This is a genomic window from Anaerococcus sp. NML200574 (genome assembly GCF_026131665.1).
GTDB lineage: Bacteria > Bacillota > Clostridia > Tissierellales > Peptoniphilaceae > Anaerococcus > Anaerococcus kampingae.
Window position 1 is genome coordinate 156928 of sequence record NZ_JAMXSM010000001.1, and the last position, 20888, is coordinate 177815.

Sequence of the window (20888 nt, forward strand, 5' to 3'; positions counted from 1 at the left end):
CCTATTTACTAATACTAATATTATATCACAAAAGCCTTAGCTAGCACTAATAAATTGCTAAGAAAAAAGCCAGGGCTGGCCTGGCGCATTATTTTCTATTTCCAATAATCTAGCTTGCTTTCATCTAGGCCTATATTTTTTGCCATAAATACCGGCTCTTGGCCTTTGCTTCTTTGATCTATATAATCATTTAAGGCTTTTATAGATATACCACCCAAAAGCAAAATTGAGGATATATTAATTATTGTCATAATTCCCATAAGTAGGTCTGCAAAGTTCCAAACAAATTTCATTTCCATGCCTGCGCCTACAAAGATTACTAGGCTTGCTATAAGTCTAAAGCAAATCATGACATATTTATTCTGAGTCTTCTTAAATAAATAAGAAAGACATGAATCACAATAGTAAAGATTGCCCAGAAGAGTTGTAAAGGCAAAAAGGGCGAGAGATACTGTTATAAAAATATTGCCATATGAACCAAATACAGTTGCTAGAGAGTTTTGCACTAGAGGTGCGCCAGCAAGTTCTTCTGTAGGAACAATACCTGATACAAGGGACATAAAGGCTGTAGCTGTACAAATTACAAGGGTATCAAGAAATACTGAAATCATCTGCACAAGACCCTGCTTTACAGGATGGCTTACTACAGCACTTGCTGCAGCATTTGGAGCTGATCCCATACCAGCCTCATTTGAATATAAGCCTCTCTTGATTCCCTCTACAAGGGCAGAACCTGCCACTCCACCAAAGATTGCCTTAAAATTAAAAGCATCGTCTAGAATTAATTTAAACATGGCTGGGATATTTGAAAAATTAATCACAATCATGACAAGTGACATTAATACATAAATCGAGCCCATAAAAGGAACTATAAAGGATGTAAACTTTATAATCCTCTTGCCACCACCAAGGATACAGTAACCTGCAACTAGGGCTAGGAGCCCTCCTATAATCCAAGGAGTCGTGTTTTTGTCATAAAAGCCATAGACCCTAAAGGAATCTTGGAGGTTAAAGGATGCAAGCATATTAAAGCCCAAGGCATAGGTCATAATCAAAGCTATGGCAAAGATTACTCCAAGCTTTCTAGAACCAAGGCCCTTTTCAATATAATAGGATGGACCACCGTAAGAAGTGCCATCATCAGACCTTCTCTTATATATTTGGGCCAGGGTTGATTCTATAAAGGCTGAGGCACCACCGATTATAGCTATAATCCACATCCAAAATACAGCACCAGGACCTCCCAGGCAGATAGCATTGGCAACGCCAACTATATTTCCTGTACCTACACGAGAAGCGGTAGAAACCATAAGAGCCTGGAAGCTTGAAATATCCCCATCATGCTCAGGTTTTTCTACAATTACCTTAAAGGCATCGCCAAGCAGTCTAAATTGAATAAAGCCACTTCTAAAGGTAAAATAAAGGCCAGTTCCTAGTAAAATTATTATTAGGATTGGATAATACAAATATCCGTTGATTGTCGATATAAGGTTATCTATAAAACTCATAAAATTCCTTTCAAATTCAAACCAATTTACAATTGATCTTTAGGTCGTTCATTCACTAATCTACTATAGTGAAGCAACTCCTTTTTATTTTACTTTTATATGAATAATAAGTCAAGATTACTAATAGATGTGCTTACTACAAATTAGAATAAGTCTGAATAATAGATATTTATAGCAAATAAAATAACAAAATAATTAATATATATGAAAATATTTGAATAATAAAAACAGGATGGCTTATATTATTATAAAGCTATCCTGCCTTTTAAATTTATTTAAAATTTTTAAGAATTTTACAAAGTTGCCCTTATTCTCTTTGCAAATCTTCTTAGGGTGTAGATGAAGCCTATACTTCCTAGTATCGCTCCAATAAGTGTAGCTATTTTGCTGATTTTTACGAGCTTGTCGCCTTTTTCATCTTGGTTTTGGCTTGCTTTTAGGCTGCCATCTGAAAGTTTAAATTCTTCTGCTGGCCCTGATTCATCTCTAATAGCATTTACAAGGAGCCTGTCAGGCCTAGGTGGCAAGAATGGTGAACATGTCAAAAGTGTTATCATATCCATATCTTCTCTTGGGGCAAGCTTATCCCAATCATAGGGTCCTATGACTTCCTTATCGCTTACCACATATCTCATGGTTTGGTTAGCTCTTTCTATATAGATATAATCGCCTTGCTCTAACTCATCTACATACAAAAACATAGTATCACCCCACCAGCCCCTGTGGCCTGCTATGGCGCATCTTGTGCCCTTGCCTCCTACTGGTATGGCTGTGCCTGCTACCTGGGCTACTCCCCTTGAAATATGCTCTTTTGTAGCATCTAAATATAGGGGTAGGTATTTATCTAGTTTTGGAATAGAAAGGTAGGCAAAAGGTGTGTTTGTTTTTGTAAACATATCATAGCCATTTTCATATTCATCTGTTGTAAATGGATCTTGAACACTCATATCAGAGTTCTTGATTATTTCGTTATAGGCTAGGGCCTTTTTGTTTTCTTCATCGATTTTCTCCTGACTCTTTTCTGCCTCTTGTTTTTCGAAAGTTTTTTTGGCAGATGATGCGCTAATATCGTGGTATGACCTAAGTATTAGGGGGCTAGTCAAGAGGGCTAGCCCAACTAAAATAAGGATATATCCCAAAAATGATTTCTTAGTTAGTTTTATTTCTTTCTTCAATTTCTCTAAGCTCCTTACTTAAGTGGTCTGTTTTCTTCTTTTCTCTAAAGAGAGTTAGGGTTAGGAGAAGTATTATAGGTATCATTACTAAAACCATCCTAAAGAAGTCAATCCTAGCCCTAGGTGTATTGGCTATACCATCATCAATAGCTGCTTGATAAGGAATCCTCTCCCCTCTGACTAAAAGCCTGTGGGAGTTGATCATATAAGGTGTACAAGTTAGAAGTGTAGCATAATCATGGCCTTCCACTACTAGAACCGGCTCAAAATTAGATGGTTCTACAACTTGGATTTTGTCTACCTTATATGCAATGGTTTCTTTGATATTTGTAATATAAAATACATCTCCATAGGACATCTGATCTAGGTTTCTAAAAAGCTTGGCATTGGGTAAGCCCCTGTGAGCGGTGATGACTGTATGGGTAGACTTACCACCGATTGGAAGGGAAGTCCCCTCCAAGTGGCCTGCACCTTTTTGCAAAACATCTTCAGCAGATCCTGCACGAATAGGTATATCTACGCCTATCTTTGGAATATTGACATGGCCTACCATCTCTTCTACCTCAAGCATCCTTGCATATTCTACCCTAGCTGCCTTTTCTATGTCAGTATAAGGGTCTGCAAGCCTAGATGGGTCTAGGGTCCTGTTATAGGCTTCTGCAAGAGCCATCCTCTTATCCAGATTTTCTGGTGGGAGGGCCTTGGCTGCCTTAACGAAGGTTATAACCTCATCTTCCTTTTGAATTTTATAATATTTTTGACTTATCAAAGGATAGGAGAAAATCAAAAGACCTAAAAGAAAGATGCCTACAAACATTAGCCTGTTAGGCTTTTTCTTTTTTGGATTAGTCATAGTCATCTCCATCATCTGCCGCTAGATTATCAAAGAGGTCTCCCTGACTTTTTGCCTTTGGTTTTACAATTGTAAAGCCTTTCTTAGATATCTCTGCAATCTTCTTAAAGTACTTCTTATTATCCCTTCTTAGCTTAAAGATTAGGATTATAAGGATAAGGATAAGGATAAGTGAAGCAAAGAATAGGATTCTAAATATCCAGTTATTTCTGCTTTCTCTGATTAATTCCTCATCAACTGCTGGTACATAAGGCACCCTGTGGCCCCTTACAATAAGCCTGTGAGTGTTAATCATTATCGGCGTACATGTTAAAAGTGTCGCATAATCATGGCCTGGACTTATAAGAAGGTCATCAAAGTTTGATGGCTCTATGACCTTAATTTGGTCTACCTGGTAGGCAATGATTCCCTCGATATTTTCTATATAGAATTTATCTCCTATCTCAAGCTGGTTAAGATGGGTAAAGAGGGTCGCTTCTGGAAGGCCTGAGTGGGCTGTGAGGACTGTGTGGGTGGAATTACCACCGATTGGAAGGGAAGTACCTTCCAAATGGCCCACGCCCTTTTGGAGGATATCCTCGCTAGTACCTGCATAGATAGGGAGTTTTTGGTTAATCTTTGGTATATCGACAGTACCAATCATCTCCTCTACTTCTAGCATCCTAGCATATTCCTTACGGCCTTCTTCTTGTTTCTTACGGCTATAAGGATCTGATGCAATCTTTCCTGACAAGGACTCGTTGAAGGCCTTGGCAAGGTTGATACGCCTGTCTATTTCCTTAGTATCAAGCTTTTTGGCACCTTCAGAGAAGCTTGTAACCTGCTCATTAGATTCTATACGATAATAGAGCCTAGAAATAAGCGGATACATCATAACCATAAAGCCTAATAAGAAGATAAGCCTAAATATCCATTTACCTTTCTTGGATTTTTTCTTATTTACTTTTTTTGCTTTTTTGTCTTTTTTCGCCATTGTTTTTCCATTCATAAAAGAGGGGCGTAAGCCATCTGACTTAGAGCCCCTCTAATAGATTATAAAGAAGATTACTCTTAAGTAAATCTACTATGCTATTCTAGGTTTTTCTGCTGACCTGACTAATTTTACACCAGTTATTAAGAGTATTAGGCCAATAACAGCCATAATCAAAATTCTAATATCACCAGTCTTGACAATAGGTCCTCTTATAATCTTAGTCACACCTGTAGGTGTGTAATCTGTTGTAACTGTGTTTTGTCTTGTGATTTTTGTGGTTGGTTTTTCAGTTGTGATTGTAACATTTGGGTAGTTCTTTATGAAAATTGCCGCTTGTGAATCACTTCCAGCCTTAATTGTAAATTTGATAGGTGCACTTTCTGGATTAAATCCTGTAGGAGCTTTTACCTCTCTTAGGGCATAGTCTCCATATTCAAGGTCACTTACAGAAAATTCTCCCTTATCATTTGAAGTTACCTGATAATTTTTGCCATCTCTTTGAACTGTCACATATTCTCCATTTACAATCTTTTGTACTTGGAAAACAGCTCCGCCAAGTCTTTTGGCCTTGTCGGTATTATCAGTTTTGACAAATTTATAGCCACCTTTTGTAACTACGACATCTGAATGTATCTTAGCATTAGGTACAGTTAAATAAGGTTGATTGTCTTTTTCTTTAGTAATCATCTTACCGTCTTTATAGGTAAATTCGTACTTTTTATCTGTATCAGCCTTATAACCTTCAGGGGCCTTTGTCTCTTTGAAGTAGTAATCACCATTTGGTAAGCCTTCTACAAAGATAGAGCCTTGACCAGCTGTGCTTACTAATTCTAAATCGCCCTTTTCATCATAGGCATATTCACCCTTAGCATTTAATTTGAATTTTACAGGGCTATTATCCTTTTTAAACAATTTAAATTCAGCAGCATTTAAGTATTCACCTGACTTGTCATCTACTTTTTTAAGAAGTGGGTATCTTTTGTTTTTAACCTTCACTTCTCCAGAACCAGGTTTGAAAGTATCAGAAACTTTTCCAATATTATCTTTATTTTCATAGCCTGCTGGAGGAGTTACTTCTTCAAAGAAAAATTCACCTTCTGGTAAGTTTTCTACAGTCAGACTTCCATTATCCCATGTTGTTAAAACACTTTCAAGATTAGAAGTAGGATCATAAGTATAGGATCCTTTTGCTATTTCTTTGACAGCAATAGGAGTTTTTTTATCCCCATCCTTTTTATAAAGTTTAAATTCTGCCTTATTTAATTTCGTATTAGGGTTATCTTGGTCAACCTTGATTAAAGTTATTGAAGTTTCTGGATTTTTAACAGTTTTTTTCATGTTTACTATCATAAGGCCGTCTTCAACAGTATTTGCTGAGACTTCTTCAATTGTTGTTATTAATTTTTGGTCATATTTATCTTTTGATTCGTCTGTTTCCTTTATGAGATAAAAACCAGGTTCAAGATTTTCTAATACAATTTTTTCAAAGGTTCTTTCCTTATCAAACTTGTCTTTGCTTAAAGTTTCGACAAGTTTACCATCATCATAAATTAAAGATTTATTGGATAAGGTTCCTTCGCTTTTTAGCTCTTTTTCAACCTCTACCATAGGTAAGGCATGAAGTCTCTTTGCTACTTCCAAGTGATCTCTTTTTTCATAATCTTTTGGCAATTTAAAATATTTAACTTGCCTAGCATTTGCTTTTATGTCTTCTGTGTCGGATTTTCTATCATCAACATGGCTTATATTTAACTCAACCCTGTACTTTTCAGCACTTTTTGCTGGATTTGGCTTAGCTTCAGTTGATTTAGCAAAACTTTTTATACTAGGAATAAATATACTAAGTACCATAATCAAAGGCAAAACTAGTCCTAGAATTTTATCTTTTACTATCTTTTTCATTCTTCCTCCTAGAATATAATCAGGCCTTTACTTCTTAATTCTTGCTATATATACTTACTTGGCCTTTTTAAGGAAATCTATATAAGAGTTTCTTATATATAATTCATATATAAATTTTTTCTCTTCTAATTACTCTTATTATATCACATTTATTTCAATAATACTATTGAAATCAAGCAATTGTGACTTAATATAAAATTTTCTAAATATATTACAAATTTTGTTAGTAAAATCTTAAAATTTCCTTATAAAAAAAAACTCGAAGGAGTTTTTTTAGTCATTACTTGCCTACATATTTTAAATAGATCTGATAAGGATTCCCTTTATTCTATAATTATTCTAGGCTATTTGAGATTTGTTCTTTTTCTGTTTTATAAGATATTTACCATTTAGATCTTTTTTAATCAGTCTTATCTCTAGAATATTTTTCCAAAAAGTCTCCGATTATTTTCTTATAGCCTTCCCTATCCTTGTAGGCAAAGGAGGCGTGCTTGTAACCATCAACAGTGATTAGTTCTTTTTTGTCATCTGGCTTTGACGCATATAGGTCTTCTGCCATGTATGGCGGGGTTAGGCTGTCTGTTTTTGAGTTTGTAATTAGGGTTGGGATTATGATATTTTTCATGTAAGAAGTCCCGTCCATATCAGCAAACTTATAGCCAAGTTTTAATTTCGAATACCAATCTCCCATTCTCACTAGAAAAGATAAGGGTATGGCCTGGTCTTTTGCAATGTCTTTCATTTGGTCTACTATCATGGTTTGGCCATTTGATACCGGGCTTTCTAGGATTAGGTAGTCGATGTTTGACTCATTTTTTCCTGCTGCAATTACACTAGTAAGGGCTCCCATGGATTCTCCCCATAGAATGACTTTGCCGTCTGGGTATTTTTCTTTTATGTAGGCTATTGCCGCTTTTGCATCACCTGCTTCTAAAACTCCAAAGGTATTATATTCAGCCATATTTTCCCCAGAAAATCTCTGGTCGTAGGCAATCGTATCGTAGCCTAGGTCTAAGAAAGTTTTCATGATCGGGCTTACAGTCTCCTTTGTCCCTCCCATGCCGTGGACTAGGACAGCTACATTCTTATTTCCATCTTTTTTTGCGTAAATGGCTGGGACTTTGTGATCTAAATCATCACTTTCAATCTCAAGTTTTTCCATCCTATAATTTTTAACCAAATCGTCATAATCCTTCTTAAATTCCATAGAATTTTTAAGGGTCTCTTCCCTACTAACTGCATTGGTATAGCCATCAAAGACAGCTTTGCCTGTGAAAATCGAAATGGCGATTATCCCTATAATTAATAAGACGAATAGGCCTAGAAATATATTTCTCAGAATCTTTTTCATAAATCCCTCTCCATGTAACTTTTTTTAATTAGCCTTTATTTTTTCCTATTATCCATATTATATCATATTTTTATCAAATCTATGTAAAATAAAAGAACCCCCGAAGGGATTCATAAATATTTTATCCTAGCATTACATCTAAGATCATCATTACTACAAAGCCTGCCGAAAAACCAAGGGTTCCTATGTTGGTGTGGCCTTCGCCCTCACCTGTTGCTTCTGGGACTAGTTCTTCTACTACTACATACATCATGGCTCCTGCTGCGAAGGCTAGAAGATAAGGTAGGATTGGAACTAGGTAGTGGGATAGGATTATTGTTAAAATTGCTGCGATTGGCTCTACTGCACCTGAAAATATACCCATTCCAAATGCCTTGTGTTTATTTACTCCTACTGCCCTTAGAGGCATTGATATGATGGCTCCTTCTGGGAAGTTTTGGATGGCTATTCCTATGGATAGGACTATGGCTCCTGCCATTGTCATATGGGTATTGCCATAGAGGACTCCTGCAAATGATACTCCTACTGCCATTCCCTCTGGTATGTTATGTATGATTACTGCTAAAACCATCATGGTTGTTTTTCTGAGGCTTTCTGCCTTCATTCCTTCCGGATGGTCGCTATCTATATGCTGGTGAGGGATTACGCTGTCTAAAAATAGGAGGAAGAAGATTCCTACAAGAAATCCTACTGCTGCTGGTATCCAGCTCATTTTACCCATTTTATCTTCTACCATGTCCATAGCTGGCATTATTAATGACCAGATGGATGCTGCTACCATTACACCTGCGGCAAAGCCAGAAAGGCCCTTTTGGACCTTTTCTTTTAGCTCGCCTTTCATGATGTAAACACAGGCAGCCCCTAAGCTTGTTCCTATGAAAGGGATCATTATCCCTAATATTACATCTTTATTCATTTTATTAGTCTATTTTCCAAATATCGTCTGCGTATTCTAGGATTGTTCTATCTGATGAGAAAAATCCAGCGTTTGCGATATTCTTTAGGCACTTTCTTGCCCATTCTTTTCTATTTCTAAATTCTTTGTTTAATTTAGCCTGTGTTTCTTTATAAGATGCGAAATCTTTTAATAGGTAGTATTGGTCAGCTCTACCGCCATTTTGTGGCTTGATTAGCTCGTTATAGATGTCTAGGAAGTAGTAAGAATCTTGGTCTTTGAATTCTCCACTTACTAGGGAATCTACTACATCTTTGATGTCTTCATCCTTGCTATAGTATTCAAAAGCATTGTAAGAATCTGCTATTTCTGCTAATTCTTCTACTGTTGCTCCGAATCTGTAGTTGTTTTCTTCGCCTGCTTCTTCAAAGATTTCTACGTTAGCTCCATCTAGGGTTCCTAGGGTTAGGGCACCGTTTAGCATGAATTTCATGTTACCTGTACCACTTGCTTCCTTACCAGCTGTTGAGATTTGTTCACTTACATCTGCTGCTGGGAAGAGTTTTTCAGCGTAGGTTACTCTGTAGTTTTGTACGAATACAACCTTTAGCTTGTCATTTACATCCTTATCGTTGTTTACTACTCTTGCTACTTCGTTTGCAAGTTTAATCATTCCCTTTGCTCTAAAGTATCCTGGAGCTGCCTTACCACCAAAGATAAAGGTTGTTGGTGTGAAGTCTAGGTCTGGGTTTTTCTTTAGTTTGTGATATAGGTGGATGATGTGAAGGATGTTAAGGTGTTGTCTCTTGTATTCATGGATTCTCTTGATTTGAATATCATAGATTGAATGTGAGTCAATTTTTATTCCTTCATTTTCTAGGATGTATTTAGCTAGTTGGTCTTTCTTTGCTTGTTTGATTGATAAGAATTCATCTAGGACTTCTTCATCATCTAGGAATTTCTCTAGACCCTTTAGCATTGCTAGGTCTTTTTTCCAAGCGTCTGTGCCTAGTTTTTCTGTGATGAAGTTTGTTAGCTCTCTATTAGCGTATACTAACCATCTTCTTGGTGTGATTCCGTTTGTCTTGTTGTTGAATTTCTCTGGGCTTTCCTTATACCATTCTTTGAAGGTATCATCTTTTAAGATTTGTGAGTGGATTTCAGCTACACCATTTACAGAAAATCCTACATAGATTGCAAGGTTTGCCATGTGTACTAGATCGCCTGTTAAGATTCTGTATGGATCTATTGCCTTGTCGCTGAAGCCTCTATCTTTGAATTCTTTTACAAGTTTCTTATCGATTTGTTCTACGATTTCTAGACATCTTGGGCTTACTTCTTCCATTAGGTCAAATGACCATTTTTCTAGGGCTTCTTGAAGGACTGTGTGGTTTGTAAAGGCAAATACCTTGTTTGCTATTGCTAGTGCCTCTTCAAAGTAGATACCATTTTCATCTACTAATACCCTTACTAACTCTGGAATTGCCATGATTGGGTGGGTATCGTTTAGTTGGATTACGTGATATCTTGCGAAGTTTTCGAATTTGAGGTCTTCTGGGAAGTCTCTCTTGTATTTTTCTACCATATCTTGGATTGATGCTGAACAGAAGAAGTATTGTTGTTTTAATCTTAATAGCTTTCCTGCTCTTTGCATATCATTTGGATATAGGACTCTTGTGATATCTTCTGCCCTGTTTTTCTCAGCTACTGCATCGTCATATTCGAAGTTGTTGAATTTAGCAAAGTCAAATTCTCTAAATGGTTCTGATTGCCACAATCTAAGTGTGTTTACTACACCATTTTCAAAACCAACTACTGGCATATCATATGGTACTGCCTTTACTTGTTGGTCTCTAAATTTAACTATTTTCGCATCAGAATCTACTCTTATTGACCAGCCGTCACCATCTTTTATCCAGCTATCGCCGTATTCTACTTGGAAGCCATTTTCGATTGCTTGTTTAAAGATACCTTCACGATATCTAACACCGTATCCATATAGGCTTAGTTTTTGGCTGGCAGCTGAATCCATGAAGCATGCTGCTAGTCTTCCTAGACCACCATTACCAAGGGCTGCATCATCTTCATAGTCTTCTATTTCTTCAAAGTCTATGCCCATTTCATTTAAAAGTTCTTTTACTTCATCATAGATTCCTAGGTTGATAAGGTTATTTCCTAGAGATCTACCAATTAAGAATTCTGCTGATAGATAGTAAGCTTTTCTTTCTTTTCTAACTTTTTGCTTACTTCTTCTCCAATCTTGGTTGATTAGTCCCATGATTGTATCGCAAAGGGCATCATATCTGTCCTTATCTGATGTATCTTCAAAGCTTTTTAAAGTAATTCTTTGAAGATTTTCCATGTACTGATCAGCAAATTTTTCCTTAACTAACTTATTCATTAAATCCTCCCGTAAGTTTTTGCCATCTTTTCATATTTTTCAGCGATTTTCTTATCGAAGTCGCTTTCTACCGCTCTCCAATCCCAGTTTCCACCTACGATACCCGGACAGTTTATCCTTGCCTCATTGCCAAGGCCGAATAGGTCTTGGATTTCAAACATACATACGTCTGATACTGATGCCATAAGATTTCTTGCTATTGTCTCTCTTATGTTCTCATCTTTTTCATCTTCACCGATTCCAAAATATGTCCTTATAAGTTCTAATAAATGTTCGTCAGCATTATCTAAGAATCCTTGAAGAGTGTCAGAGTCGTGGGTTGATGCGTATACCATTGAGTTTCTCTCGTAATTGTGTGGTAAATATTCGCTATCAAAATTATCACCGAAGGCAAATTGTATTACCTTCATGCCTGGGAAGGCATAGTGGTTTATCAAATCTTCTACTTCTTTTGTTATAAAGCCTAAGTCTTCTGCTATATATTTTGCATCTGGATAGGCTTCTTTGATTGCATCGAAGAAGTCATAAGGTAATCCCTTTTCCCATTTTCCGTATCTTGCTGTATCGTCTGTTGCTGGTATGGCATAGTAAGCTTCAAATCCTCTAAAGTGATCTAGTCTTAGTATATCATAAAGTTTGAGGCAGGCTCCAATCCTTCTTTTCCAAAAATCGAATCCTTCAACATCCCTCATGTATTCCCAGCGGTAGATAGGGTTGCCCCAGAGTTGTCCATCTTCTGAATAATCATCTGGAGGCGCTCCACCAACTACTATAGGTCGTTTTGTTTCTTTATCAAGTTTAAGTATTTCATAATTAACCCAAGCATCTGCAGAATCATAGGCTACATAAATTGGAAGATCGCCTATTATCTCGATTTCATGCCTATTTGCAAATTCTTTTAATTTATTCCATTGTTTAAAAAATTCGTATTGTAAATAGACATAGAAATCTATTAATTCTTTATTTTCTTTTTTAAATTCATCTAGGGCAGATTTTTTTCTATTTCTAAGATCTTCATCCCAAAATTCCCAAGACTTATCAAGGTTATCTTTCTTAATAGCCATGAATAGGGCGTAATCTTCTAGCCAATTAGCTTCCGCTTTTCTAAATTCTTTGATTTCCTTGGCGTATTTTTCTTTTGCATTTTCAAAAGCTATTTCTAAGACCCTATATCTTACATTGTAGAGTTTAGCATAGTCTATTTCTCTTTCGTTCCCACCAAAATCTATATTTTCTAGGTCTTCTTTTTCTAAAAGTCCATCTTCTATTAACATATCTAAGTCTATGAAGTATGGATTGCCTGCAAAGGATGAGAATGATTGGTAAGGGCTATCTCCGTAGGAGGTTTGGCCTAGAGGTAGGATTTGCCAGTATTTGGCTCCACAATCATTTAGATAATCTACAAAGTCATAGGCTGCCTTTCCAAAGGTGCCGATACCATAATTTGATGGCAGTGAAAATATTGGCATGATTATGCCATATGATCTGTCTAATCTTTTTTGTTGTTTATTCATAAATATTCCTTTCAAAATATATTAGGCCTGTATAGGTCCTTAGACTCTTATCAAAATCTTCTAGGTAGAAGGAATGTCTTCTGCCCCAGCTTGATACGACTAGTTCATGCTTATCATTTTTCTTATTCATCTCTGTTATAACTAGGCCGTGGTGGCTCATTATATCTATGTCCCTGCTTAGCCAATTTATAAAGATAACAGGAGAGTCTTTAGCCAAGGCTTCTTCTATGAAAGCAATCTTTTTTTCTAAAGATACCTTCTTAAGGAGGTTTTCCTCAAGAATCCTGTAGGATAAACCTAGGTTCATCTGATGATTTAAAATTCTTATCCTCCTAAGAAGAGAACTGGCTGTGGGAACCCCATTTGCTTTGGGTCTTAGCCTTCTATAAAATTTATATTGCATATCATTGTAGGTTTTAAAATCTACAAGTCCCCTTTCAAACATGTAAAAATATACATTGGTAAAGGCTGTCACCACACAGGCCCTATCCCTAAAAAACTTGGATAAACCAAGTTCTTTAAGCCATTCCTGATGGCCACCATAGTAGGTCGCACCTTCCTTTAGGACGGGGACAAAATAATTACTCTCTTTAATCTTCATCTCCGATATCAATCTCCTCTATAGTATAACTTTTATCTTCCTTCTCTTTAATCTTGGCATCATCAAAGTTCTTTTCCTTAAGCTTGTTATTAATCTTTTCTAGATAGAGGGTGTAAAATACTGATACAACTGGTATTGATATTAGCATACCCCAAATTCCAAACAAGGATCCACCTATAGTTACAGATGCCATTACCCAAACAGCAGGAAGGCCTATTGCATCGCCTGCTATATAAGGGAAGATTAGGTTTTCTTGGATCTGTTGAATGATAACATTATAGGCCAAAAATATAAGGGCCTTAAATGGTGATTCAACAAAAATCAATATTGCTGAAAATCCAGTACCAAAGATTGGACCAAAAATTGGTATAAGGTCTGATATACCGACCACTATCGAAATAATTGGCGCATTTGGTATCTTAAATATCTTCATACCTATAAAGGTGAGGACAGATAGGCAAAGTACTGATATCATCCTTGAAAATACATAATCCTTAAAGGTGTTGTAGGAAAGTGATAAGACCTTGTTGATATAGTCAGCCCTTTCCTCGCTAAGCAAAGCATAGATAAGTCTTGTGCCATTTCTCTTAAGCATTTTCTTATAAATTAGCACAAAGATAGAGAAAACTATCATTGTAAAAATTCCAATAACTCCACTGGATACTGAGTTTAAAAATCCTGTAGCCTTTGAGAAAAGGTCAACATCATTTCCATCTATAAATGAAAAGATAGCATTTCTAACATTGTACCAACCCACACCGCTAAAGGCATTCATGAATTTATTAGCGTAAGGCTCTGTCAATTCATGTTTTTTTAGAAAATGATAGGTTGAATTTACAAAATCCGGCCACCTTATAGAAAAGGTATAGACAATCTTAACCATAGATGGGATCAAGATATTTATGAGTATTACTAGAAAAGCTATGAGCAAGACCCATGATATGAGGATTGATGAAATTGATATAAGCTTTCCATGCTTAGAATTCTTATCAAGGGAATGTAGCTTCCTCTCAAAAAAGTTGGTTGGAATGCTCATCATAAAGGCCAGGGCACCGCCAATAATAAAGGGCGATAAGACCGCATAGAGAGTAGAAAAAGCCTTAGACACTTCTCCTATATAAAATAATCCAAAATACAATAAAATTCCTATAACAACTACCTTGAGTAGGTTCCTAGATTGCTTGTCTAATTCTTTCATTCTTACTTCCTTTTTTTTATAATTCATATTCATTTTACCATTAATTGTGATAATAGTTAAGAAAATGTTATAATAAAATAAAGGAGTAATTATGAAAAGGTGTTTTATAATAGCTGGCGGAGATTTTGACGGCTTTTTTGATGAAATTTGTGAAAATGATTTGGTGATTACAGCTGATAAAGGCTTTCGTTATGCGGAGATGGAGAAAATAAAAATTGACTATGCAATAGGAGATTTTGATTCGACAGATAGGCCTGATTTTAAAAATATAATAGCCCTAAATCCTATAAAAGACTTCACTGACACAGTTGCAGCTATTAGGCTTGCTATAGAAAAGGGATATAAGGAAATCATAATCTATGGTGGCCTAGGAGGACGTGAATCTCACACGATTTCAAATATAAAAACCCTCCTCCATTTTAAGAAAAAGGGTGTAAATATTTCTCTAAAGGCAAGGGGCAAGGAAATTTTTATCATAGATTCTGACTTTTCTTATGAATTCAATGTTAAAGATTTTTATGTATCAATTTTTGCCCTAGATGAAGAGTCCATCCTTTCGATAGACGGTCTTGCCTATGAGCTTGACTCTTATAAAATGAGTCTTGATGATAGCCTGGGAGTTTCTAATCAGACTAAGGGATGCGATTTTAAAATCAGCCTGGATGCGGGCTATTTGCTAATAATTTTTGAAGATTTTTCTATATAAAAAGCTAGCAGGCCTAGGCCGCTAGCTTTTTTCTATATATCTTTTAAATTTTCTGCTCTTATTTCTTCGTAAGTTTTTTTCCTTAAATTTTCTATTTCTTCTTCACTGATATTTTTATTTTTAAGTTTCTTTTTGGTATTATCTGTCACAAGTGTGTAGATCACAGTTGCAAGCGGTATAAAGGCAACCATACCAAATACTCCGAAGAGTCCCCCGCCTATTACTACTGAAACAAAGATCCAAATAGCAGGTAGGCCTTGGTGCTTGCCTATTACAAGTGGATAAAATATCTGTTGTTGGACTTGTTGTAATATTAGGATAAATATCAAAAATATAAGAGCCTTGGCTGGCGAATAGATAAATATCAAAATCATACCGATGGCTGTTGCTGAAAATGCTCCAATGTATGGAATAATATCAAAAGCTCCCATAAGAATTGAAATCATGCCAGCTGATGGCAACCTTAGGATGAGCATTCCTATAAAGCAAGCCACACCTAGGGCAATGCATGATAAGATTTTAGTTTCAAGAAACCTTGAAAATGATGCATAGGATAGTTTTGATACATAGATTATATTTTTGGCTACATCTATTGGAAGATGGGCAAAGATAAATCCTGTTATCCCATCTGCAAGTCCATTTCTATTTAGGCTGACATATATTGAAAAAATAAAGCCGATACCAAGGGCTAGGATTCCTTGTGATACTGTATTTATAATTGATCCAGTCTTATTTAGTATATTTGATTCTGAATTTAAGAAATCTTGCAAGAAACCTGTCACAGTCCTACTTATCCCATCTAAATCTAGACTTTGAATCTTAGTTTCTAAAATATGGCTGGCCTTTTCTAAAAACTTGTAATCATCCAAAAAATCTACAAGCGAATCAAAAAATACGGGTATATTTTCGCTAAGCTTGGTAATTGCCCTGGAAAGCTCTGGTATTAAAACTGTTAGGACTATTGTCACCATTGCAAAAAATATTATCCATGAAATTGCCAAAGATAGGGTGAGGCTTAGGTTTTTATTTTTCTTAAAAACATCAAATCTTGATAAAAGGTCATTGTGAAAAAAATTGACCGGAAGATTTATTATAAAGGCTATAACCAATCCGTAAACTAGAGGCCTAAAAACCTGATAAGCCCTTGATAAAAATTCTCCAATCTTATCTATATAAAAAAATCCAAAATATATAGCTATCAGACAAAATCCTACAAATATGTAACGTCTTGTCTTGCTATCGAGTAAATCTCTCATATTCTATCTCCATACTAAGAGGCCCGCTTAGCAGGCCTTATTTTTAGTAATTATTTTGCTTTTTGTCAGCGTCAGAATTTGCTTGTTGTTTTTCTTGGTATTCTTTTCTTGTTAGAACATCCACAACATCCACATTTATTGTCACTACTTCAAGACCAGTCATCTCTCTAACATTAGAACTTACTACTCTTTGAATGTTGTTAAAGATTTCCCTAGCATTTTTGCCATATTCGATTATTACATCTAGGTTAATCTTTACTTCTCTTTCTCCAACTTCTACATTAACACCTGCAGTTCTCCTATCGCTGGAGCCAAAAAATGATCCTATAGAATCAGCAATATTACCCTTCATTTCAAGGATACCATCCACTTGATTAATGGCAATTCTAGCAATCTTAGCAACTACCTTATCTTCTATGATAAGCTTGCTTTCTTCATATTCCAATTCTCTACCATCATTTAGGTCTTTTTTTATTTCTTTATTTAGATTATCTGTCATGTCTACTCCTTAATTTACAATTTTCCTAATTATTTGAAGCACTCTTACATCTTTATCAAAATAAGCTCCGATCAAATAGCCTATTACCATCACTAACCAGATTCCCAAGGTCTTGAAAAAACCAAAGTTAAATAGGCAAATAAGGGTGATGAGGCTAAGGATTGTAGAGTTTATTTTCCCTTTGTTTAATCGATAGAAAGCAAGAAGAAATTTTTTATTGTTTTCTCTATTATCAAGCTTTCTCATCTCTACATCATATATAGTATGATTTGTATCCTTGTTAATTTCTTCCATATTCTCTCTTCTCTTTTTGCTTTTCCTTCTTTTCAATCTTTAGGTCGATTTTTATATCATCAATTCCTGTAAGATTGTTTAAGCCCTTTTTTATCTCTTCTCTTACTCTTTCGGCAAGCTTGTCGATTGCTTGATCTGAATAGTCATCTGCTAAGATTTTTGCCTCAAGCTTGTTATTGTCAATAATTTTAGCCCTTGCCTTTATGGTTTCAAGTCCTAAAAACTTATTAACTGAGGATTTTATCGAAGATTCTAGAGATCTTTGGGCTATAAGCACACTTCCCTTTTCATCTTCAATCAAGACGTCAAATCCCTTGTTGGAATTTTGTCTAAGTACAATAAGCAAAACTATTGCAAAACCTATGAGTAAGATGCCTACAGCCATGAAAAAGAATTGAACAAAGGCTTCATTAGATACTAGTCTATAAAGATATTCATTGTAGACAAAGGCTTCAAAAACAGCCTGGCCATCAATTCCAAAGGCCAAAAATAAGGCTCCTAAGAGGATTAAAACTATTAACATCAAAGAATAGAGAAATTTCATTAATTTTCCCATATTTTTCTCCTTAGGGTATAAATACCCTTGTTTTTTTCCTTTTAATCATCTTCTTCTAATTCTAAATTAAGGTCTAGCCATACTTCATCAAGGTCATCTCTTTTTTCCTCAAGATCTTTGATTTCTTTAAAAACTTGGGCGACCCTATCTTGATCGTTATAAAAGCCCTCAGCAAGGCTTTCTTTTGTGAGGTCTTTGATAAGGAGGTCGGTTTCCTTCATTTCCCTTTCTATGTCTCTTATCTTGTTCTTTTTGGCCTTAATTTCGCTTTTCTTTAGCTTTTCCTTTTTTCTTTCCTTTTTGATTTGGGTCTTGCTTACCACTTGCCTTTCTTCATCTGTCAGGCTTGCTTCCCTGAGCTTTTCCCTATAATAATCGTAGTTGCCTAGGTAAAGATTAATCTGGTCATTTTTCATATCTAGGATTTTGCTTGCGATTTTATTTAAGAAATACCTGTCGTGGGAAATTATCAAAAGAGTCCCCTCAAAATCTAGGATGGCATCTTCTAGAATTTCCTTTGAGTCAATATCCAGATGGTTGGTTGGCTCATCCATGAGGATGAAGTTACAATCTGATATCATTAGCTTAAGGAGAGATATCCTAGCCCTTTCCCCACCGGATAGTTCGCTAATCTCTCTGAAGACATCATCATCGTAGAACATAAATTTGGCAAGGTAGGACCTTATTTCAAAGTTTGTAAGCCTTGGGTAAGCCTCTCTTATCTCATCAAAGATGGTATTTTCTAAGTTTAGAGATTTTTGCTCTTGGTCAAAGTAGCCTATGTTTACAGATTGGCCAAGCTTGACTGTGCCTTGATCTGGCATCTCTTCCTTGAGGATTATTTTAAAAAGCGTGGTCTTACCTACACCATTATCTCCGATTATGGCTGCCCTTTCATTTCTATAAATATCAAAGGAAATATTTTTGAAAATCTCCCTATAGTCAAAGGATTTGGCTAATTTATCTACCTTTAGGACATCCATGCCTGATTGTATTCTTGGGCTAAATTTAAGGCTCATGGTGTCCTGTAGTTCGATTGGCTTTTCCATTTTTTCCATCTTATCTAGGAGTTTTTGCCTAGACCTTGATTGGGATATACCTCTTTTTCTCTTAGAGCCTCCCAGGTTTTTGAGCCTGTCGATGATTTCTTCTTGGCGTTCGATTTCTTTTTGCTGGCTCTTGTATTGGTGGAGGTAGACGTCCCTGTCTTTTTTCCTCTGGGTCATGAAGCTGGTGTAGTTGCCATTATAGGATGTAAGCCTTCCATATTCTAGGACCATCATCTTATTTACTGTGGCATCTAAAAAATACCTATCGTGGGATATTATTATGACTGTGCCCTGGTAGTTTTTGATGAAAGTTTCTAGGAAGTTTATTGCCTTTATATCTAGGTGGTTGGTTGGCTCATCTAAAAGGAGAAGGTCTGGCTTTTCTAATAAAAGACCTGCTAGCTCTACCCTTGCCTTTTGTCCACCTGATAAAACAGATATTTCCTTATCGAAGTCCTCCCTATCAAAGCCCATGGCTGTTAGGGTTCCTTCTAGCTCACTTTTGATGGCATAGCCATTTTTCTGGTGAAAAAGGTCAGATTTTTTTGTGTACTCATCCATTATCTGGGCAAGTTTTTCATCATCCTTTTCCTGGCTCATCTTTTTTTCAAGCTCTCTTATCTCTTCTTCAAGCCTTATCATATCATCAAAGATGGCTAGACAATATTCATAGATTGTCATATGGCTATCTATGCTTAAAATCTGCTCCAGATAGCCTACTTTCACTTCTTGGGGGATAAAGATTTTCCCCTCATCTGCTCTTAAGTTTCCTGTTAATATATTAAAAAGGGTAGACTTGCCAGCCCCGTTGATTCCAACTAGTCCTGCCTTGTCCCCCTTTTCTAAATTAAAACTTAGGCCAGAAAATATTTCCTTACCGGGATATTCTTTGGCCAAGTTTGATACGCTTATTACATTCATCTAAAATATAAAATCCTCTGGTGAATTCATAAAATATGTTAGGGTAAATAGAGATTCATCTAGGTGAACTGATTCTATTACCACTCCATTTTTTACCTTTAGGTCTACTGGTGAGAAGTTCCAAATACCTTTGATTCCGCCTTCGCAAAGTATATCCGCTATTTCTTGGGCTACTGTTTTTGGTGTTGCTATTATACCTATATCTACCTTGTTATTTTTTAGGAAGTCTCCTAGGTCATCGATTTTTTGCACCTTTAATTCTTCGTGTGTGAATTCTTCCTTATCAAAGACTGCTTCAAATTCATAGCCTAGATCTCTAAAGGACTTGTATTGGTAGAGGGCATGTCCTATATTACCATAACCTATTAGGACTATCTTATAACTTTTATCTACTCCAATTATCTTTGATAATTCACCAATTAATTCCTTTACATTATAGCCATAGCCTTGTTGGCCGAAGCAACCGAAGTGGTTTAAATCTTGTCTAATTTGGCTGGCTGTAAGGCCTGTTATCTCGGATAATTCTTTAGAAGATACTCTGATTATTCCTTTTTCGTTGATGCTTTCCAAATACCTGTAGTATTTTGGAAGTCTCTTGATTACTGACAATGATATGTTTTGCTTGCTCATAAATTATCCTCCGCTTCCTTGTTCTTAGCCTCTTCTAAAAGATGAGTATTTAATATTTCCCTATCTTCATCTGTAAGCTTATCTGAATTCTTCTGACTATCGATCTCAGCTATTATTGCATTTAGCTTATCATCTCTTCTCTGCCTAAGCTCTTCCTCGCTAGCTTCTTTTATTTCTTCCTTAGGCTCTTGGTCCTTTTGTCTATGTAGGAGAGCGTTTATCATGTGGAAAAAGTAAACCACTATCAAGCATGAATAAAATATCAGCTGATTATTAGCTATGAAAAACTCGTTGTTTACGGCTAGGTTTGTGGGCAAGACCCTGACAAATCTTGCCAAGGCTGACAAACCGTGGATTGATAATAGACCAAAGGCTAGGCTTGTGACTATGGCTGTAAGTATTGAATATCCTCTAGCATTTTTATCTAGGAGGACTGAAAAACTAAAAACTAGCATCAATATCCAGCTTAGGATAAAGGCGATATACCAGCTTAAGTTAAAAAACCATGAATCCACAAACCTTTGAGAGATAGTTAGAAGAAATAAGATGACTACCAAGAAGACTAGGTCTATGCTAAGTCTTCTTTCAAACTTATTTACCATCTAT

19 protein-coding genes are annotated in these 20888 nt (G+C 36.0%); 1 reads left to right on the plus strand and 18 read right to left on the minus strand.

Translation table 11 applies throughout. The annotated features are described in order from the left end of the window. Window positions 1–95: 95 nt before the first annotated feature. From NH286_RS00700 to NH286_RS00750, 11 genes are all read right to left on the minus strand, one after another. Window positions 96–1508, minus strand: coding sequence for an alanine/glycine:cation symporter family protein (locus NH286_RS00700; RefSeq protein ID WP_265236062.1), 1413 nt, complete (start codon window positions 1506–1508; stop codon window positions 96–98). 293 nt (window positions 1509–1801) lie between these two features. Next, window positions 1802–2683 (minus strand): class C sortase, encoded by an 882-nt coding sequence (locus NH286_RS00705; RefSeq protein WP_265236064.1) that lies wholly within the window; start codon window positions 2681–2683, stop codon window positions 1802–1804. Continuing rightward, complete coding sequence (locus NH286_RS00710; protein WP_265236066.1) at window positions 2658–3536, minus strand: class C sortase; 879 nt, start codon at window positions 3534–3536, stop codon at window positions 2658–2660. The genes NH286_RS00705 and NH286_RS00710 overlap by 26 nt, the downstream gene beginning before the upstream one ends. Further along, window positions 3529–4509 carry a class C sortase gene (locus tag NH286_RS00715; RefSeq protein ID WP_106460929.1) on the minus strand — a complete coding sequence of 327 codons (981 nt, stop codon included), beginning with the start codon at window positions 4507–4509 and terminating at the stop codon, window positions 3529–3531. The genes NH286_RS00710 and NH286_RS00715 overlap by 8 nt, the downstream gene beginning before the upstream one ends. A gap of 90 nt (window positions 4510–4599) precedes the next feature. Beyond that, window positions 4600–6411, minus strand: a complete 1812-nt coding sequence (locus NH286_RS00720; protein ID WP_265236070.1) for a collagen binding domain-containing protein — start codon at window positions 6409–6411, stop codon at window positions 4600–4602. 400 nt (window positions 6412–6811) lie between these two features. Next, window positions 6812–7762 carry an alpha/beta hydrolase gene (locus tag NH286_RS00725; RefSeq protein WP_265236072.1) on the minus strand — a complete coding sequence of 317 codons (951 nt, stop codon included), beginning with the start codon at window positions 7760–7762 and terminating at the stop codon, window positions 6812–6814. Between the two features lie 121 nt (window positions 7763–7883). After that, window positions 7884–8678 (minus strand): ZIP family metal transporter, encoded by a 795-nt coding sequence (locus tag NH286_RS00730; protein ID WP_106460931.1) that lies wholly within the window; start codon window positions 8676–8678, stop codon window positions 7884–7886. A 4-nt stretch (window positions 8679–8682) separates the two neighbouring features. Next, on the minus strand, window positions 8683–11058 hold the full coding sequence (locus NH286_RS00735) for a glycogen/starch/alpha-glucan phosphorylase (protein ID WP_265236075.1): 2376 nt from the start codon (window positions 11056–11058) through the stop codon (window positions 8683–8685). Beyond that, complete coding sequence (gene malQ / locus NH286_RS00740) at window positions 11058–12572, minus strand: 4-alpha-glucanotransferase (protein WP_265236077.1); 1515 nt, start codon at window positions 12570–12572, stop codon at window positions 11058–11060. The genes NH286_RS00735 and malQ overlap by 1 nt, the downstream gene beginning before the upstream one ends. Continuing rightward, window positions 12565–13173 carry a hypothetical protein gene (locus NH286_RS00745; RefSeq protein WP_265236079.1) on the minus strand — a complete coding sequence of 203 codons (609 nt, stop codon included), beginning with the start codon at window positions 13171–13173 and terminating at the stop codon, window positions 12565–12567. The genes malQ and NH286_RS00745 overlap by 8 nt, the downstream gene beginning before the upstream one ends. After that, window positions 13163–14371: an AI-2E family transporter gene (locus NH286_RS00750; protein WP_265236081.1), complete on the minus strand. Its 1209-nt coding sequence runs from the start codon at window positions 14369–14371 to the stop codon at window positions 13163–13165. Before NH286_RS00750 ends, NH286_RS00745 begins: the two co-directional genes overlap by 11 nt. A gap of 91 nt (window positions 14372–14462) precedes the next feature. Here NH286_RS00750 and NH286_RS00755 point away from each other — a divergent pair, with 91 nt between their 5' ends. Further along, the gene (locus NH286_RS00755; protein ID WP_265236083.1) at window positions 14463–15077 is read left to right on the plus strand and encodes a thiamine diphosphokinase; all 615 of its coding nucleotides are present in this window, start codon (window positions 14463–14465) and stop codon (window positions 15075–15077) included. A gap of 32 nt (window positions 15078–15109) precedes the next feature. Here NH286_RS00755 and NH286_RS00760 read toward each other — a convergent pair whose 3' ends face one another. The 7 genes from NH286_RS00760 to NH286_RS00790 are packed head-to-tail and all read right to left on the minus strand — an operon-like array spanning window position 15110 to window position 20884. Next, on the minus strand, window positions 15110–16333 hold the full coding sequence (locus tag NH286_RS00760) for an AI-2E family transporter (RefSeq protein WP_265236085.1): 1224 nt from the start codon (window positions 16331–16333) through the stop codon (window positions 15110–15112). Window positions 16334–16376: 43 nt separating this feature from the next. Then, entirely contained in the window at window positions 16377–16832 is a 456-nt protein-coding gene (locus NH286_RS00765) for an Asp23/Gls24 family envelope stress response protein (RefSeq protein WP_265236086.1), read from the minus strand. A 9-nt stretch (window positions 16833–16841) separates the two neighbouring features. Continuing rightward, the gene (locus tag NH286_RS00770; protein WP_265236088.1) at window positions 16842–17126 is read right to left on the minus strand and encodes a DUF2273 domain-containing protein; all 285 of its coding nucleotides are present in this window, start codon (window positions 17124–17126) and stop codon (window positions 16842–16844) included. After that, the gene (amaP, locus tag NH286_RS00775; RefSeq protein ID WP_265236090.1) at window positions 17113–17682 is read right to left on the minus strand and encodes an alkaline shock response membrane anchor protein AmaP; all 570 of its coding nucleotides are present in this window, start codon (window positions 17680–17682) and stop codon (window positions 17113–17115) included. The genes NH286_RS00770 and amaP overlap by 14 nt, the downstream gene beginning before the upstream one ends. 41 nt (window positions 17683–17723) lie before the next feature. Next, entirely contained in the window at window positions 17724–19652 is a 1929-nt protein-coding gene (gene abc-f / locus NH286_RS00780) for a ribosomal protection-like ABC-F family protein (RefSeq protein ID WP_265236092.1), read from the minus strand. Further along, window positions 19653–20282: a redox-sensing transcriptional repressor Rex gene (locus NH286_RS00785; RefSeq protein ID WP_265213566.1), complete on the minus strand. Its 630-nt coding sequence runs from the start codon at window positions 20280–20282 to the stop codon at window positions 19653–19655. It lies immediately after the preceding gene. Continuing rightward, the gene (locus tag NH286_RS00790; RefSeq protein ID WP_265236094.1) at window positions 20279–20884 is read right to left on the minus strand and encodes a hypothetical protein; all 606 of its coding nucleotides are present in this window, start codon (window positions 20882–20884) and stop codon (window positions 20279–20281) included. The genes NH286_RS00785 and NH286_RS00790 overlap by 4 nt, the downstream gene beginning before the upstream one ends. Between the last annotated feature and the right edge of the window lie 4 nt (window positions 20885–20888).